We start from the raw sequence: 15,671 nt of genomic DNA on the forward strand, positions 1-15,671 counted from the left end.
CATAGGGAATTGTTCGCGCGCTTAATAGGCGGACTCGGAAGCCAAAATCTCGGCCAGAAACGCGTCCGCCGGCGGCCGCTCCAGCCGGCTGTGCGCCCACCGGCGGATCCGTTCCCGGGTCTCGCGGCTCTCGGTCGTATCGGCTCCGACGATCACCGCGGTCGCCGTCCAGTCGTGATCCCAGGCGGCGGATTCGCTCACCGGCTGCTGCTCGGCGTCGACCAGGGGAAGGACCGCGCGGCCCCCGCTGTCCAGCGCACCGGCGCCGCCGAACGCTCCGGACCGCAATCGCACCGCGATCCCCGACGGCAGGTCCGGTCCGATGATCGCCGCGCGTACCACCGCTCCGGACGCCTCGATGCTCCAGTCGACGGTGTTCTCGGCCGCATCGAAGATGGCCGCGGGTACCGCGGTCCAGTTGATGGACGCGACGCCCCTGGCGATCGACGAGACCCGCGGGCCCGCGTCGGCACCCGCGGCCAGGGCGTAGTCGTCGCGGCGCCCGCTCGGTATCGCCAACACCGCGCCCGAATCATCAAGAGCAGCAATGAGTTCCGCCCACGCGTCGTCGTCCACACCGACCTCGTCGGCCAGCTCGGCACTCGCGCGGACCAGCTTCGCGATGCGCGCATCGTCGCTGCGGACATAGGTGAACAAAGCCGTGGCGTGCGGCGCCAGCAGCCCGGTCACGTCGGAATCCAGCGTGTCGTCGGCGAAGAAGTCCTGCGCTTTAGCCGTCAGCAGGGCGACCTCGACGTCGAGCAGCGCGCGGTCCAGGCCGGCAATGCCGTCGCGCTGACTCGCCGGCCACCAGCGCCGCAGCCAATGCCCGACGGCCAGCCGGCGCAGCGGGCCGACCGAACCGGGCACGATGTCGACGCCGGTCAGGTCGATACTGGCCGCGCCGTCCGCCGCGTCCGCGGCGCCGGCCAGCGCAACGTGCCCGGCTTCACCGAACACGCGCCACAGCCAGTCAGCGCGCGACAGATCGGTGAAGGTGATGTGGGCTCGCTCTTCGTCGGGGGGATCGTCGATCGTCCAGGACAGCACGGCGCCACTGACTTCCAGCACGGCGGCCAACGGAGTGTGGGCGCTGGCGGGGCCGACGGTCCAAAGGCCGGAATCGGCAACCAATTTCATCCGGCCACCTGCAATTCCAGCATGGACTTTATGCGCTGGCGGTGGTCGAGGCTCACCGATCGCGCGACCCCCTCCAGCAGCGACCGCATCTCGTCGACGTCTTCGCAGGGCTCCTGCCAGACGTCGCGCCCATGCAGCCGGGCCCACAGGCGGCTCAGGTACGGCGGTGCATACGCGGCGAGATCGTCGACCACTTGGCGTTGTCGTGGATGCATCGGGCCGCCCTCGGCGATGTAGCGCCGGGCGTGCAGGACGTATGCCTCCTTGCGCAGCCGTGCCTGGATCTGCCCCGCCAGCGCGTAGCGGCTCGTGACGGATCGGTCCAGCGGCGCCAGCTCGACCGCGACCTCGATGCCCGCCACCAGGGTGGCCTGCTTGTCCTCGGACAGCAGACCCCAGGGTGCACACGCGCGGTCGACTTCCTCCTCGCAGAGCAACGGGATATCGGGCAGGGCGTCGCGGTCCAGGGCGCGGCGCAGCGTCGCGCGCACCCGGTCCACCACGCTGCGATCCAGCGGGCGATCGCCGTCGGCTCCGCCGGCGATGCGCGGGGGTCGTTGCGGCACGACCGAACTCAAACCAAGCTCGATGATCGACCAGGGCAGCTCGGCTGATTCGACCCGCACCAGGGCGCCCAGGTTATACGGGGTGGTGTCGCCGATCATCGCCGACCAGACCCGCTGGCGGGCCGTCGCGGCGCGGTCGCCGTGGGCGGGCCCGAGCACCGTGGCGAGCTCGGCCAGAAACGGTCCCGTCACGGTCTGGCCCGGCCGCACGTCACGCCAACTGCGTTCGAGCTGAGCGGTCAGCCTGGCCACGACGTCGTGGCCGGCCACGTACTGGTGCAGGACTTCGATGGCGGTGCGGTCGCGGCCCCGGTGAATTTCGCCGAGCACGCTGGCCGCGGTCTCGCGATCTTCCGGTGCCGGTGCGCCTTTGGTGACCGCCAGCTCGTAGCACACCGGGAAGTAAAGCTCCTGGGCGTTTCCGGACCGGATCCGCTGCCTGCGGCGCTCGAGCTTGAGGACCTCGAACCATGCTGCAGCGGCGCGCAATTCGGCTGCACTGCCCACGATCAGTTCGTGCATTGCCGCGGCGGTGTCGGGGCTGACCACCGGGGCCGAAAACTGCGGGTTGGACCGCAGCCGCAGCACCAACGGGTCGATAATGCGTTTGACGGTCCGGGTCAACGGTCCGCCGTCGTCGCTGCTGAGCACTTCGACGCCGAGCCCGATTGCCCGCCACGCCGCCTCGATCACCGACCGGCGTGGATGGCCTGCGGCCACGGTGGTGGCCAGCTGCGAGTCCGCGCTCATCAGCACAGGATAGGGGCATTCGGAAAATACCGGCAGCCAAAAAGTTGGGTTCGGTAGCCGCCCGGCACGCAGACCCTGGATGCATGAAGAAGCTCATGACATTCCTACCCGGCGCCGGGCGTTTGGCGTTCTGGCGGCGTGACGACACCGCCGGTCGTACCGTCGGCGTGGGCACCGTGCGCAAGGTCGCCGACGAGCGCCAGGTGTTCATCGAAGTGGTCGCCGTGTCCGGCGAGACGTTCATCGGCAGATTGGCGCGCGGCGAGGACGATCTGGATGTGTCGGTGCTGCGGCCCGGCCTCGTCGTTCTGGTCGCGTTCGATCCCGCTGCCCGCGAACAGCTTTCGCTGCCTGACGACGTGCTGGCTGTCCATGCATCGTGGCTGGCGGCGGTCTGAGCGCTACCGTGCGCCGTCGACGGCGAACGTGACCAGCGCGGCCCAATACAGCGGGTTGGCGGTGCGGTCTCCGTCGCGCCAGCGCCGCATCTGTTCGCGTTGCCATCGATTCACCGCGCACCCCGCGTCCTCGGCTTCGTGCGCGCGGTCGACGGCGACCACCACCTCGGCCATCGGATCGGCCGCGTCGCCGTCCCTGGCCGCGAACTGTCGGTACGCGGCGGTGGTGGGCAGCGACCACAGCGTGGCGGTCACCAGCTGTGCGCCACCCAGAATCATCGCGGCGACCAGACCTGTCGCCTCGTCGAATCGATAGTCGCCGCCCGATCCGCAGGCCAGCAGGGCCACCCGCGGCGGCATCGGCAGCCGCAGCGACATCAGGTCGGACGCGGTGAGCGGGCGGTGATCGCCGATGGTGTCGGCGTCACCCGGGGCCGCGGCCGTACAGGCCAGGTGCAGGGCCGCGCGGTCGGCCTGGGCGGCGTGATGGTGCTGTGCATCAGCAGAACTTGCGTGGCCGACATAGAGCAGTCTGCTGGGAGTCTGCGCCAGCATTGCGGCCAGCCAGCGGCGGTCGGCGTCCTGACGGCGGAACAGCTCGACCGCGCCGTCGACTCCGGGGAGCACCGCGCGGTGGCCCATCAATTCGGCAAAGTGTTGTGCCAATTTCGTTTCCGCCGACGGCCTGCCCAGTACCGAGCCGAGTGCGGAGTCGGGGCGTTGTCCGGGCACCCGCGGATCGAGGACCAGGACGGGTGGGCCATCCTGGCGGGCACCCCATCGCGCCGGTGTGCGCGGTGCGTGCACGATGTTGGCCGGCACCGCCATCAGCACGTCGACCAATTCCATCAGCCGATGGCCGTCGGTGTGGTCGCCAATATTGGTGAGCTGCCATGGGATCCGGGCGGCCACCCGGCCACTGGCCGTAATCGCGTCCTGGCGGGCGCGCACCAATTCCTCTTTGCTCGGCCCCGATTTCGGCACCGCCAGCAACCCCCACGGGACACGGGCCAGCCGTGCGCTTGGCGCCACGAACAGCGCGGCGCGCGGCGAGGCCACGCACTCCGTCAACAGCTGCCAGCCCTGCGCCGAGATCAGCAGCACGCCCAGGATGTAGGCGACGGTGAGCTCGGTGTCCGGATTCGCGAAAGGGCCGGTGGCCAAGGCCCGTTCGATGGCGTCGCGGCGGCTCTCGCTGCCATGCGGCTCGGGGATGGCGTCGGTCAGTTCTTCGGTGGCGGCCAGCAGCAAGGGCTCCTCCACCACCCAGGTCACGGTGCGCGACGGTTGGCCGACGACCCGCAGGCTGCCGTAGGTGGCGATACCGAGGTCGGCGTAGCGCAGGACGAGGGTGAGCCGGTCGGCCTCGCTCATGGCCAAGTCGACCAGGCGGGTTCGTCGGCGGTGACGTCGCGGCCGTAGCGCTGCAGCGCCAGCGCGCGATAGTGACTCATGATCGGCGGGCTGTCGGGCTGCATCTGTAGCGGCGGCAACGGGCCGAGCCGGTGCAGCGAACGGCCGGCGCCCGCGGGAGGGCCGGCGGCGGCCAACGCCGGTTCCAGGTCGGTGTCCACGAGCACCGTGGCGGTGGCCGCCGATGCCCATTCACCGATTGCGGGCCGCTGCGGATCGGTGTCGAAAGTTCCTCGTGCGCTGTGGTATTCGACGAGTTCGCTGATCAACTGGGTATTCTCCCACTCGTATGCGACGGCGAACGCTCCGGCCAGGATGGGCGCCGAAATGCTGGTTGCCCACCGCGCTCTGGCGTCGGCGTCGGCGATCGAAAATCGCACCGAGTCGACGGCCAGGGCGGCGGGTACCTTGAGTTCCGCGGCCTGTTCGAGTTTGGTCATGGCGCGCCAGTATTCGGGTGTGCCGACCTCGCCGCGCAGGACGCCGAGCCCCTCGGCCTGCCGGGCCTCGGTTTCCTCCAGCGGTTCGTCGGGATCGCCCGAGCTGTCGAACCCGAGGTCCGCCAACGCATCCGCACGCCACACCGTGCCGAGGTGGTTGTCGAGTTGGGCGTACTGCAACCAGCTGCTGCGTGGCGACGAGTCGAGCAGTTCCCGAGCCTGGGCGATCAGCTCGACCGCTTCGCCGAACTTGCTCCAGAAGATCGCGATCCAGCTGCGCTGCAACAAGATACGGTGCAGATACAATGGCTTTCCCAGCTCACGCCAGTGCCGTTCGGCATGCTCCCAGGATTCGTCTGCGGCTTTGAGTTCGCCGACCGCCAGCCGGGTCAGTCCCAGGTACAGCCAACACCGGGCGACGTCGTGGGCCCGCTCGTATCGCGCGATGACGGGGTAGGCCTCGGAGACCAGCTGCTCGGTACCCGCGTGATCGCTGACCAGCCACCGGGCGGCAGCGCGCTCCAATTGTGTTCTGGCGTCGGCTAATTCCCACCCTCGTGCCCGCGCTCTGGCCCCGGCGCGACGCAGCCAGGGTTCGGCCTCGGTCAGCCGCCCCGTCTCGACGCAAAACCTGCCGTACCCGGTGGCCGCGGTCACCCGCAATTGGTCGTCGAATTCGTTGTCGCCCAGCCGGTCGATCGAAACGAGCACCTGCTCCCACAACGGAACCGACCGCACGTGCAGGTCGTCGTCGCACAGCGCGGTCGCGCACAGCACTTGTGCGTGGACGATCAGATGGGCGTGCTCGTCGGCCAGCTCGGGAAAAGCGTCGCCGGCCCGGCTCAACTCGGCCAGCGCCGTCTCGGCGCCTTCGTGATCGCCCTGCGCGGCGGCCACGCCGGTCTGCAGGAACTGCGCTCGTCGCGAATAGCGCAGGATCAGGTGGGCCATGTCGGCTGCCGGCATCGACACCTGGCTGGCGGCTTCCGGCATGGTGCCGGCCATGATCCCCGAGTAGATCTCCAGGCAGTCGCGGATGCGCCGGATGCACTCGTGCACCCCGTCATTCGCGCCGCGCGCCAGGTAGATATCGCCCAGCTGGGCGAAGACCTCCAGGATCAGGTCGTCGCGGTCTTCGGCCTCGATCGCCGGTACCAGGGACAGCAGAAGGTCCCGGGCGCCGGTCTCGTCGGCGACCAGTGCCAGGCGGCGGGCTCGCTCTAATTCGCCGGAGATCGACACGGCTGCATCATAAGTCCGGACAGGCCGGTGCGGCGGACGTGTGAGTGAGCCACGTCCGCCGCCCGGAGTGAAACCGATTAACCGCACGTCACCTTGATGCTGAAGTCCTTGGTGATCATGCCGGCCATCGGGTTTTTCAGATCGGCGCCCTGCGCCTGACCGGTGATCGTGTAGGTCTTGCCGTCCACCGCCACGTTGGCCGACCCGACCTTGCTGCCCATGCTGTTGGCGACCGACAGGGCGTTCCCGTCCACGACCAGGGCCAGCGACTCGACCGTCGGAGGGCTCGCGTCGGTCATCACGACGGCCAGCGCCTGCTGGGCGCCACCGGTGGACCCGCTACCGATGTCGATCTTGCCGCCCTGCTTCACACACGTCACCGACGCCGGGTTGACGCCGGCCAAGTCGGCGCCGCCGACCTTGACCTGAGCGCCGGTGTTGCCGGAGGCGACGCTGGGGGCGGTGCTCGACACCGGGCTGGCTGTGTGGCCGCCGCTCGAGCAGCCCACGACGGTCGCTGCCACGCCAAGGGTTCCGATTGCGCCCACGAGAAGACGTTTCACTGCAGTTCCTTCCTTCATGCGTCGCCCCGTTGGCGTCGCCATGGGAGCAAGTACAGAACGCCGGTGTTGCTACCGATCCCAATATTTGGGTGCAGCCGGTAGGCTCCGTCGGCGGGGACCCGACGAAGGGAGAGATCCGATGGCCAGCGTGAAATGGCTGGAAACGCCTGAGGCACATGACTTTCCGGCAGCATCCGATTACCTGGATCTTCTCGCCGACCCGCCCACGGTCAAGAAGCTCGCGAAACGGCTGCGGACCGGAACCGTCACGCACAAGAAGGCCAAGGACATCCTGCGGGCCGCGCAGCTGAGCCTGTTACCCGCTGACAACCCCCACGTCGCCGCCGATCTCACCAAGATTGAGCAAGGCGTTGCGTTGTCGCCCATCCTGCTGGTGCGTGGTGACATCGTGACGGGTGTTCCGTTGCAGATCGCCGACGGCTACCACCGCGTCTGCGCGAGCTATCACACCGACGAGAACACCGACATTCCGGTGGTCCTCGCCAGACTGACCCACCAGCAGTAGCGCAGCCGGCGAGTGCTTGAGTGTCCCTTGTGATGGAGATCCAGACTGTTGGTCCGGTGCGGGTGTTGACCCTTTCCGCGGGACGCGTCAACGCGCTCGACGTGGAAGTGCTTGACGAGCTGACCCGAACCTTTCGGGAACTGCAGGACTCGGGCAACGGTCCGCTGGTCATCACCGGTGCGGGCCGGGTGTTTTCGGCCGGGGTCGACCTCAACCGCGTCGTCGACGGCGGTAGCGACTACACCGATCGGCTGGTTCCGGCGCTGTCCAACACGTTCGACGCGTTGTTCGGCTTCCCATGGCCGACCGTGGCCGCCATCAACGGTGCCGCGATCGCGGGCGGGTGCGTGCTGGCGTGCGCCTGCGATCGCCGCCTGATCGGTCCGGAAGCCGGGATCGGCGCGGCCGAGGTTCGCGTCGGCGTCTCCTTCCCGGTCGCGGCGCTGGAAGTGATGCGTTATGCCTGCGGGGATCGCGCCGAGGAAGTACTGCTCGGCGCCCGCACCTATCAGGGGGCCGACGCCATCACCCGCGGGCTTGCCCACCGCGTCGTCGCCGACGATGTGGTCGAGGCGGCGGTCGCCGAGGCCTCAGAGCTCGCCGAGCTTCCGATCGAGGCCTATCGCGATACCAAGGCTCAGCTGCGCGCCCCGGCCGTGGCGCGGATCCGGCAGGGTGGCGCTACCGATGCCGACGTGCGCCAGTTGTGGGGATCGGACGAGACGCAGCAGCGCCTTGCCGCCTACGTGGAGAGTCTTCGACGCCGCGACTGATCACTCGTCGAGCGCGACGCCGCCGCGGGTGCGCCTGCGCCGCATGCGGTGCGTGCCCTTGCCCTCCGGGCGGCGGTTTTGCAGTCCGCTACGGGGTTCGTCGGTGTCATCGGTGGCCTCGTCGGCGTCCTCGGTCGAAGGCTTCTCGGCCTTGACGGCTTCGACGGCTTTCGCGGTGGGCTCGACAGCCTCTTCGGCTTCTTCTGGCTCCGCATCTTCGGCCGTGACGGTCTCGGCCTCTTCGGCTTCTTCGGTGTCCTCGGCGTCGTCGTCCGAGTCCGAGTCCGCGTCGTCGGTGTCGGTGTCGGTGGCTTCCTCGGTGTCCGCCTCGCCGCCCTTCTTACGGCGCAGACGGCGCTGCTTGGGCTTCTTCGCCTTGATCGGCTTGGGCGGGGGCGGCGGCAGCTCGGCGGCAAACGACAGGTAGAACGCGAAAAATCCGAGCAGACCGATCGCCGCGGCGGCGCCGTAAATCCCGAATAGATACTGTCCGGCGTCGTCCAGGCTGAGCCAGATCTCGCTGATCGCGGTGCCGATGATCAGCACCCCGGCCAGCACGTGGCCGATGATCGACCAGACCCGCAGCGTCAGCGCCATTTGTGGCGTGCCCAGCTCCGGCTTGCGGGTTCGCAGATGGGTGAACACCACGGGCAGTGCGGCCAGGGCGAATAGCGCGCCCGCGCCGATCCGGCCCGCCATCCCCAGTCCGCGCGATGTGTCGCCCATCAATTCGGACCAGCGGGGCAACACGCAGAGGAAATAGAGGACGCCGGCACCGATCGAAAACAACAAGTGCCACGGTATGGCGACCTTGCGCCCCATACGCCTCCCTCTTACTGGTGAGCCCACGTCAGCCTAAAGGCAGCCAAACCGATTCCAAACAACCGTTTGGCCGCGTCTGGAAACCGAGTGGACCCGATTTGCGGAGGATGCGGGATTTGAACCCGCGAGGGCTGTTAACCCAACCCGCGTTCCAGGCGAGCGCCATAGGCCACTAGGCGAATCCTCCGTGGCAATGGTAGCGGCTGGGTCAACGTGGAATGTCCCGCGGCCGTCATCGGCCGACCCGAGCCAGGTATTACACTCGCCATGGACCCCGCGCGGCGTCTATCCTGTGAACTCCCCCAGGGCCGGAAGGCAGCAAGGGTCAATGGGCTCTGTCGGGTGCGCGGGGTCCCCTATGTGCGGGGCGGTGCGACCAGCGCTTACGCCGCGAGCCGGCCCGTCACCCTCCGGCGTTCGACAGCGAAAGGGCCCCTGGTGGCGTTCGATTCCCTCAGCCCCGAAGAGCTCACCGCATTGCACTCCCGCAACCAGCAGGACTATGCGGAGCTGCAGGCCAAGAAGCTGCACTTGGATCTGACCCGCGGCAAACCCGCCCCGGAGCAGCTCGACCTGTCCAATCAGCTGCTGAGCCTGCCCGGTGACGACTTCCGCGACGCCGAGGGGACCGACACCCGCAACTACGGCGGCCTGCACGGCCTGCCCGGACTGCGGGCCATCTTCGGGGAGTTGCTGGGCATCGCAGTGCCCAACCTGATCGCCGGCAACAACTCCAGCCTCGAGCTGATGCACGACCTGGTTGCCTTTTCGATGCTGTACGGCGGCGTGGACTCGCAGCGGCCCTGGAAGGACGAGCCGAGCATCAAGTTCCTGTGCCCGGCTCCCGGCTACGACCGGCACTTCGCCATCACCGAGACCATGGGCATCGAGATGATCCTGGTCCCGATGCGCGACGACGGCCCGGACGTCGACATGATCGAGGAACTGGTCGCCGTCGACCCGGCGATCAAGGGGATGTGGACGGTGCCGGTGTTCGGCAACCCCACCGGTGTGACGTACTCGTGGGAGACCGTGCGCCGGCTGGTGCAGATGCGGACGGCCGCCCCCGACTTCCGGCTGTTCTGGGACAACGCCTACGCGGTGCACACCCTGACGCACGACTTCCTGAGTCAGATCGACATCCTCGGGCTGGCCGCCGCGGCCGGCAACCCGAACCGGCCGTACGTCTTTGCGTCCACCTCGAAGATCACCTTCGCCGGCGCGGGCGTCAGCTTCCTGGGCGGGTCGCTCGGCAACATCGCCTGGTACCTGCAGTACGCCGGGAAGAAGTCGATCGGCCCCGACAAGATCAACCAGCTGCGGCACCTGCGCTTCTTCGGCGACGCCGACGGGGTCCGCCTGCACATGCTGCGACACCAGCAGATCCTGGCCCCGAAGTTCGCCCTCACACTGGAGATTCTCGAGCAGCGGCTGGGCGACTCGAAGATCGCGTCCTGGACCGAGCCCAAGGGCGGCTACTTCATCAGCCTCGACGTGTGGCCGGGCACCGCGCGCCGGACCGTCGCGCTGGCCAAGGACGCGGGTATCGCCGTCACCGAGGCGGGTGCGACGTTCCCGTACCGCAAGGATCCGGAAGACAAGAACATCCGGATCGCGCCTACCTTCCCGTCGCTGCCGGACCTGCGCGACGCGGTCGACGGGCTGGCGACCTGCGCGCTGCTCGCGGCCTCCGAGGCCCGGCTGGGTGCTGCGGCTCCGAGTGTGAACTGACGGCGTTCGGGGCGGTGACGACGTTCGGTGCGCGCTGAGGGCGGGAGATCCGCCGAAATCCCGCCGTGGACGCACACTCAAAGCTGTGGACGCGCACTCGACGGCGCCGTGCGGGCACACTCGTCGGCGTTGACGCCCGGCCCGGGCCGTAGTCACCGCGCGCCGGTAGCCTGCTGACCGTGGCTCTCTACCGCAAGTACCGACCGGCAACCTTCGCCGAAGTGGTGGGGCAGCAGCACGTCACCGAGCCGCTGTCCATCGCCCTGGAAGCCGGCCGGATCAACCACGCGTACCTGTTCTCCGGGCCGCGTGGCTGCGGAAAGACCTCGTCGGCGCGCATCCTGGCCCGGTCGCTGAACTGCGCGCAGGGGCCGACGGCCACCCCGTGCGGAGTGTGCGACTCGTGTCAGGCGTTGGCGCCCAACGCGCCCGGCAGCATCGACGTGGTGGAGCTCGACGCCGCCAGCCACGGCGGCGTGGACGACACCCGCGAGCTGCGCGACCGCGCGTTCTACGCGCCCGCGCAGTCGCGCTACCGGGTGTTCATCGTCGACGAGGCGCACATGGTGACCACCGCCGGGTTCAACGCGCTACTCAAGATCGTCGAGGAACCGCCCGAACACCTCATCTTCATCTTCGCCACCACCGAACCCGAGAAGGTGCTGCCGACGATCCGGTCGCGCACCCATCACTACCCGTTCCGGTTGCTGCCACCGAAGACCATGCGCTCGCTGATCGGGCGGATCTGCGAACAAGAAGGCGTGGTCGTCGACGACGCGGTGTACCCGCTGGTGATCCGCGCCGGCGGTGGTTCGCCCCGCGACACGCTGTCGGTGCTCGACCAGTTGGTCGCCGGCGCCGACGGCAACCACGTCACCTACCCGCGCGCGCTGGGGCTGCTGGGTGCCACCGACGTCGCTCTGATCGACGACGCCGTCGACGCGCTGGCCGCCGGGGATGCCGCAGCACTGTTCGGCGCGGTCGAATCGGTGATCGACGCGGGTCACGACCCACGCCGCTTCGCCACCGACCTGCTGGAGCGATTCCGCGATCTCATTGTGCTGCAATCGGTTCCGGATGCGATAAGCCGTGGCGTCGTGGATGCGCCCGAAGACGTGCTGGACCGCATGCGCGACCAAGCGGCCCGGATCGGCGCGGCGACGCTGACCCGATACGCCGAAGTGGTGCAGGCCGGGCTGGGGGAGATGCGCGGTGCGACCGCGCCCCGGCTGCTGCTCGAAGTGGTCTGCGCGCGGCTGCTGCTGCCCTCGGCCAGCGACGCTGAATCGGCTCTGCTGCAACGGATCGAGCGCATCGAGACCCGGCTGACCATGTCCATTCCCGCGGCCGAGGCCGCAGCGGCGCCCGCGCCGGCCGAACCCGCCCAGTTCACCAGGCCATCGGCCAAGCCGGCCGCCAAGCCCGATCCCGTCGAGGCCAGGCCCGCCGAGCCGCAACCTGAGCCGGTCGAACCGGAGCGTGAGCCGATCCCCGAGACGGTGGTGGCGCCGCCCCCCGATCCGGTGCCGAACCCGGAACAAGCTCCGGCGCCGGAGCCCGAACCAGCTTCTGCCCCAGGAGAACCCAATGCCACTGCGGTGCGCAGCATGTGGTCGGAAGTGCGCAACAAGGTTCGCGAGCGCAGCCGCACCACCGAGGTGATGCTCGCCGGCGCCACCGTGCGCGCCGTGGAGGGCGACACCCTGGTGCTCACGCACGAGTCGGCGCCGTTGGCCAAGCGACTCTCCGAACAGCGCAACGCCGACGTCATCGCCGATGCGCTCAAGGACGCGCTGGGCGTGAACTGGCGGGTCCGTTGCGAGACCGGCGCCCCGACAGCCGCACCGGCCGCCGCGCCGCCCCCCAGCAAGGCAGCCCCGCCGTCGCCTCCCAGCAGGAGAGTTGTGCCACCGCCGCCCCCCGCGGAGGAACCTCCCGTAATCGATGCTGCCGCTGCGGAATCCGCGCACCGCGACGAAGAGGAGCGCATGCTCGCCGAGGCCGGTACCGCGGACCCGTCGGCGCCGCGCCGCGACCCCGAAGAGGCCGCACTGGAGCTGCTCCAGAACGAGCTGGGCGCGCGCCGGATCGACGGCGGCTAGGGCTGCCACCACGGGCGCAGCGGCAGGCTGTCGGCGCCGCGTCGCTCGACATTGGCGGCCAGCACGTGATGGAGCTGAAGGTTGTTCTCGTCGAACGCAACTCGCGAAGCCGCCATGTACAGTCCCCACACCTTGGCGACGGCAAGCCCGACCTCGGCGACCGCCTCGTCCCAGTGGTCGACGAGGTTGCGGCACCAATCGCGCAGTGTCATCGCGTAGTGGTGGCGGAAGTTCTCGGTGTGCAATACCTCGAAACCGGTGTCCTGGACGTCGATCAGGATGCGTCCCGAACCGGTCAGCTCCCCGTCGGGAAACACGTAACGGTCGGTGAAGCCACCGGCAAACGTATGGTGCTCGTTGTCGTGGCGGGTGATGCAGTGATTGAGCAGCAGACCGCCGGTGCGCAACTTCGACTTGAGGAAAGCGAAGTAGGCGGGGTAGTTCTTCACCCCGATGTGCTCGGTCAGCCCGATCGACGAGACGGCGTCAAAGCCTTCCTCGGGCACGTCGCGGTAGTCGGAGTGGCGCACCTCGGCGAGGCCGGACAGACCCTGGTCCTCGATCGCCCGTTGCGCCCACTTCGCTTGTTCGGCCGACAGGGTGGCGCCGATCGCGCGGACCCCGTGCCGGGCGGCGTAGCGCACCATGCCGCCCCAGCCGCATCCCACGTCGAGCAGCCGGTCACCCGGTTGCAGGTTGAGCTTGTCGAAAACCAGCCGGTACTTATTGTCTTGTGCCTCTTCGAGAGTCGCGTCGGCGTCCGGGTACACCGCGCAGGTGTAGGTCATCGACGGCCCCAGCACCCATTCGTAGAACGTGTTGGAGACGTCGTAGTGGTGGTGGATGGCTCCCGCGTCGCGGGTCTTGCTGTGCAGCAAGCCTTCCGCGAACCGGCGCCATCGCGGCGGCGTTTCCAGCTCGGGCGGTGGAATCGGAACCAAATGCTCGATGCCGATCGAGCGGACCACCTGAGCCAGGGTCCACGCCGACGGTCGCTTGAATTCCACCCGGTCGGCCAGCATCCGCAGCAGCTCGTAGGGATCGCCCGGATGCACGCCGAGCGGCTGCAGGTCGCCCGAGACGTACGCGCGGGCAATGCCGAGTTCGCCGGGAGCTGTGGCCAGGTAGGTCGTGCCACGCGGCGAGCAAAGGTCCAGGCCCAGCTGCGCGTCTTCGCTTCCGGCGGTGCTGCCGTCGTACGCGGTGAACTTGAGCGGGCGCCCGCCGGTCGCGGTGAAGATGGCCAGCACCTCGGCCATGGTGAGCTTCCCCGTAATGGAGTGGACCGGCTCTCTGGTTGTCGTCATCGCCGTTGCACCGCCTTTGCATAGAGATCGAGCAGACGCGAGTCGGGATCGTAGGATTTCTTGACCGTCTTATAGGACTCGCCGCCGTACAGCTGGTCGAATTCCTCTCGGGTGTAGAAGGAGTCGGAGTACAACGACTTGTGCCCGTCGAGCTCGCTGACCTTCGCTTCGATCGCCCGGTTGGTGGTTCCCACGCCGTCACCGGCGGGCACCGACGACCAGAACCCGATGTTGACGTAAGTGTGGTCGGCCGGAATCGGATACAGCGGCCAGCCCTCGTGATCGCGAAGTCGTAACGGGCACAACCAGATCGGCGTGATCGGCACGCTTTGCAGAAACCACTCCAGGAATTCGCAGCACCGTCCGATCGGCACCTCGACGTCCTGGACCACCCGCTCGCGCGCGGGGCGTCCCTGGCGGGCCTCGATCCGGTCGGACACACCGAAGCGGCGGTCGGCTGCCACCAGCTTGGAGTAGACGCTGCTGCGCCGGTAGCGCCGCGGCCACCAGCGGCGCAGCCGCGGGTTCTGCACGCCGAATGCGCGTGAGCACCAAAACCAATCGGTGTCCCAGCGCCAGAAGTAGTCGTGCATCGTCAGCCGGTCGTCCTTGGAGTCGTTCAAGGCGGCGTCGTGCCGCATCGACTGGTAGTAGATCTTTTTGCCGGTGTAATCACTGACCGGTCCCGGCGTGGTGGTGCGCCTGCCCACGCACAGGTAGCTCTCGTCGGGACCGAAGACCACGCCGTCGAGGTAGTCGACCGCGGTGCCGCCCTGGCCGCCGGTGTCGATGATGCGTTCGGCGGCCGCAACCAGCTCCGGCAACGAGCGGAATCGGATGTGGCGCAACGCCACAAACGGCGCGATGGGTTCCAGCTCGATTCGCAACCTGGTTGAATAGCCCAGTGTCCCATAGGAATTCGGAAATGCTCGGAACAGATCGCAGTGCTGAGTACGCGACGCGGTGAGCAATTCGCCGGCGCCGGTGAGGATATCCATTTCCAGCACCGATTCGTGTGGCAGACCGTTGCGGAACGACGCCGACTCGATGCCCAGGCCACTGACCGCGCCACCGAGCGTGATGGTCTTGAGCTGCGGAACTACCAGCGGTGACAGGCCATAGGGCAGGGTCGCCGCCACCAGATCCTGATAGCTGCACATGCCGGCGACATCGGCGGTACGGGTTTCGGGATCGATACTCAGGACGCCGGTCAGTCCCGAGGTGTCCAGGCCGCGCGCATCGCGTTTGGTGCGGGCGCGGAACAGGTTTGACGTGGGTTTGGCGAGCCGGACCGCGGACGTCACGGGGATGGAACGATAACTCGCCATCAACCGATCGACGCCCGCTGTGTGAGCCGAGAGTGCAGATCCAGAACCTGGCACCACATATACCCTAGTCTTCGACCACACCCCGTGCATCCGCGCGCGGGCGGCATTACACCAGAGGAGTCGCGCCTGATGGCACAGGTCAGCGCAGCCAGCACCATCTTGATCAGCGTCGAGCCCGGGGCCACGCTCGCCGCGGTGGCGGATTACCAGAACGTCCGCCCGAAGATCCTGTCCCCGCACTACAGCGAATACCAGGTCGTGGCGGGCGGGCAGGGTCAGGGCACCGTCGTCAAGTGGAAGCTGCAGGCCACCAAGTCACGTAGCCGTAACGTCGAGGCCAGCGTCGACGTGGCCGGGCACAGCGTCATCGAGAAGGACGCGAATTCGTCGATGGTCACCAACTGGACGGTGGCGCCCGCGGGCCCCGGATCCAGCGTCACCGTCAAAACCAGCTGGACGGGCGCGGGCGGTGTCAAGGGCTTTTTCGAAAAGACGTTTGCGCCGTTGGGGCTGAAGAAGATTCAGGGTGAGGTGCTGGCCAACCTGAAGAAGGAACTCGAAGGCTAGGCC

At 68.2% G+C, this 15,671-nt stretch carries 14 protein-coding genes, 1 tRNA gene and 1 other RNA gene; 7 read left to right on the top strand and 9 right to left on the bottom strand.

All coding sequences use genetic code 11. From position 1 onward, the window contains the following. Window positions 1–21 precede the first annotated feature (21 nt). Window positions 22–1,140 carry a hypothetical protein gene (locus tag G6N55_RS19130; RefSeq protein WP_085224926.1) on the bottom strand — a complete coding sequence of 373 codons (1,119 nt, stop codon included), beginning with the start codon at window positions 1,138–1,140 and terminating at the stop codon, window positions 22–24. After that, a complete protein-coding gene (locus G6N55_RS19135; protein WP_085225019.1) occupies window positions 1,137–2,456 on the bottom strand; it encodes a hypothetical protein in 1,320 nt (439 codons plus the stop codon). The genes G6N55_RS19130 and G6N55_RS19135 overlap by 4 nt, the downstream gene beginning before the upstream one ends. Window positions 2,457–2,500: 44 nt before the next feature. On the opposite strand from G6N55_RS19135, the gene G6N55_RS19140 reads away from it, so the two are divergent. Then, complete coding sequence (locus G6N55_RS19140; RefSeq protein WP_085224928.1) at window positions 2,501–2,854, top strand: hypothetical protein; 354 nt, start codon at window positions 2,501–2,503, stop codon at window positions 2,852–2,854. Between the two features lie 3 nt (window positions 2,855–2,857). Here G6N55_RS19140 and G6N55_RS19145 read toward each other — a convergent pair whose 3' ends face one another. The 3 genes from G6N55_RS19145 to G6N55_RS19155 form a co-directional block, all read right to left on the bottom strand. Further along, entirely contained in the window at window positions 2,858–4,228 is a 1,371-nt protein-coding gene (locus tag G6N55_RS19145) for a CHAT domain-containing protein (RefSeq protein WP_085224929.1), read from the bottom strand. Then, window positions 4,225–5,949 (bottom strand): hypothetical protein, encoded by a 1,725-nt coding sequence (locus G6N55_RS19150; protein ID WP_085224931.1) that lies wholly within the window; start codon window positions 5,947–5,949, stop codon window positions 4,225–4,227. Before G6N55_RS19150 ends, G6N55_RS19145 begins: the two co-directional genes overlap by 4 nt. A 77-nt stretch (window positions 5,950–6,026) precedes the next feature. Beyond that, window positions 6,027–6,530, bottom strand: a complete 504-nt coding sequence (locus tag G6N55_RS19155; protein WP_179968086.1) for a lipoprotein LpqH — start codon at window positions 6,528–6,530, stop codon at window positions 6,027–6,029. 121 nt (window positions 6,531–6,651) lie between these two features. On the opposite strand from G6N55_RS19155, the gene G6N55_RS19160 reads away from it, so the two are divergent. After that, complete coding sequence (locus G6N55_RS19160; RefSeq protein WP_085224934.1) at window positions 6,652–7,038, top strand: hypothetical protein; 387 nt, start codon at window positions 6,652–6,654, stop codon at window positions 7,036–7,038. A 32-nt stretch (window positions 7,039–7,070) separates the two neighbouring features. After that, window positions 7,071–7,811 carry an enoyl-CoA hydratase/isomerase family protein gene (locus tag G6N55_RS19165; RefSeq protein ID WP_085224936.1) on the top strand — a complete coding sequence of 247 codons (741 nt, stop codon included), beginning with the start codon at window positions 7,071–7,073 and terminating at the stop codon, window positions 7,809–7,811. On the opposite strand, the gene G6N55_RS19170 is transcribed toward G6N55_RS19165, so the two are convergent. Both G6N55_RS19170 and G6N55_RS19175 read right to left on the bottom strand, forming a co-directional pair. Beyond that, window positions 7,812–8,633, bottom strand: coding sequence for a hypothetical protein (locus G6N55_RS19170; RefSeq protein WP_085224938.1), 822 nt, complete (start codon window positions 8,631–8,633; stop codon window positions 7,812–7,814). Window positions 8,634–8,734: 101 nt separating this feature from the next. Continuing rightward, window positions 8,735–8,820, bottom strand: a tRNA-Ser gene (locus tag G6N55_RS19175). A 79-nt stretch (window positions 8,821–8,899) separates the two neighbouring features. On the opposite strand from G6N55_RS19175, the gene ffs reads away from it, so the two are divergent. From ffs to G6N55_RS19190, 3 genes are all read left to right on the top strand, one after another. Next, window positions 8,900–8,994: signal recognition particle sRNA small type (gene ffs / locus G6N55_RS19180), an RNA gene on the top strand. Between the two features lie 77 nt (window positions 8,995–9,071). Then, complete coding sequence (locus G6N55_RS19185) at window positions 9,072–10,364, top strand: aminotransferase class I/II-fold pyridoxal phosphate-dependent enzyme (protein ID WP_139827008.1); 1,293 nt, start codon at window positions 9,072–9,074, stop codon at window positions 10,362–10,364. A 179-nt stretch (window positions 10,365–10,543) separates the two neighbouring features. After that, entirely contained in the window at window positions 10,544–12,466 is a 1,923-nt protein-coding gene (locus tag G6N55_RS19190) for a DNA polymerase III subunits gamma/tau (protein WP_085224940.1), read from the top strand. Here G6N55_RS19190 and G6N55_RS19200 read toward each other — a convergent pair. After that, the gene (locus G6N55_RS19200) at window positions 12,463–13,773 is read right to left on the bottom strand and encodes a class I SAM-dependent methyltransferase (protein WP_085224942.1); all 1,311 of its coding nucleotides are present in this window, start codon (window positions 13,771–13,773) and stop codon (window positions 12,463–12,465) included. The genes G6N55_RS19190 and G6N55_RS19200 overlap by 4 nt on opposite strands. Beyond that, window positions 13,770–15,191, bottom strand: coding sequence for an FAD-binding oxidoreductase (locus G6N55_RS19205; protein ID WP_085224944.1), 1,422 nt, complete (start codon window positions 15,189–15,191; stop codon window positions 13,770–13,772). Before G6N55_RS19205 ends, G6N55_RS19200 begins: the two co-directional genes overlap by 4 nt. Window positions 15,192–15,230: 39 nt before the next feature. Here G6N55_RS19205 and G6N55_RS19210 point away from each other — a divergent pair, with 39 nt between their 5' ends. Continuing rightward, window positions 15,231–15,668 (top strand): SRPBCC family protein, encoded by a 438-nt coding sequence (locus tag G6N55_RS19210; RefSeq protein ID WP_085225023.1) that lies wholly within the window; start codon window positions 15,231–15,233, stop codon window positions 15,666–15,668. Window positions 15,669–15,671: the final 3 nt, after the last annotated feature.

Source organism: Mycobacterium florentinum, from assembly GCF_010730355.1.
GTDB classification, from domain to species: Bacteria; Actinomycetota; Actinomycetes; order Mycobacteriales; family Mycobacteriaceae; genus Mycobacterium; species Mycobacterium florentinum.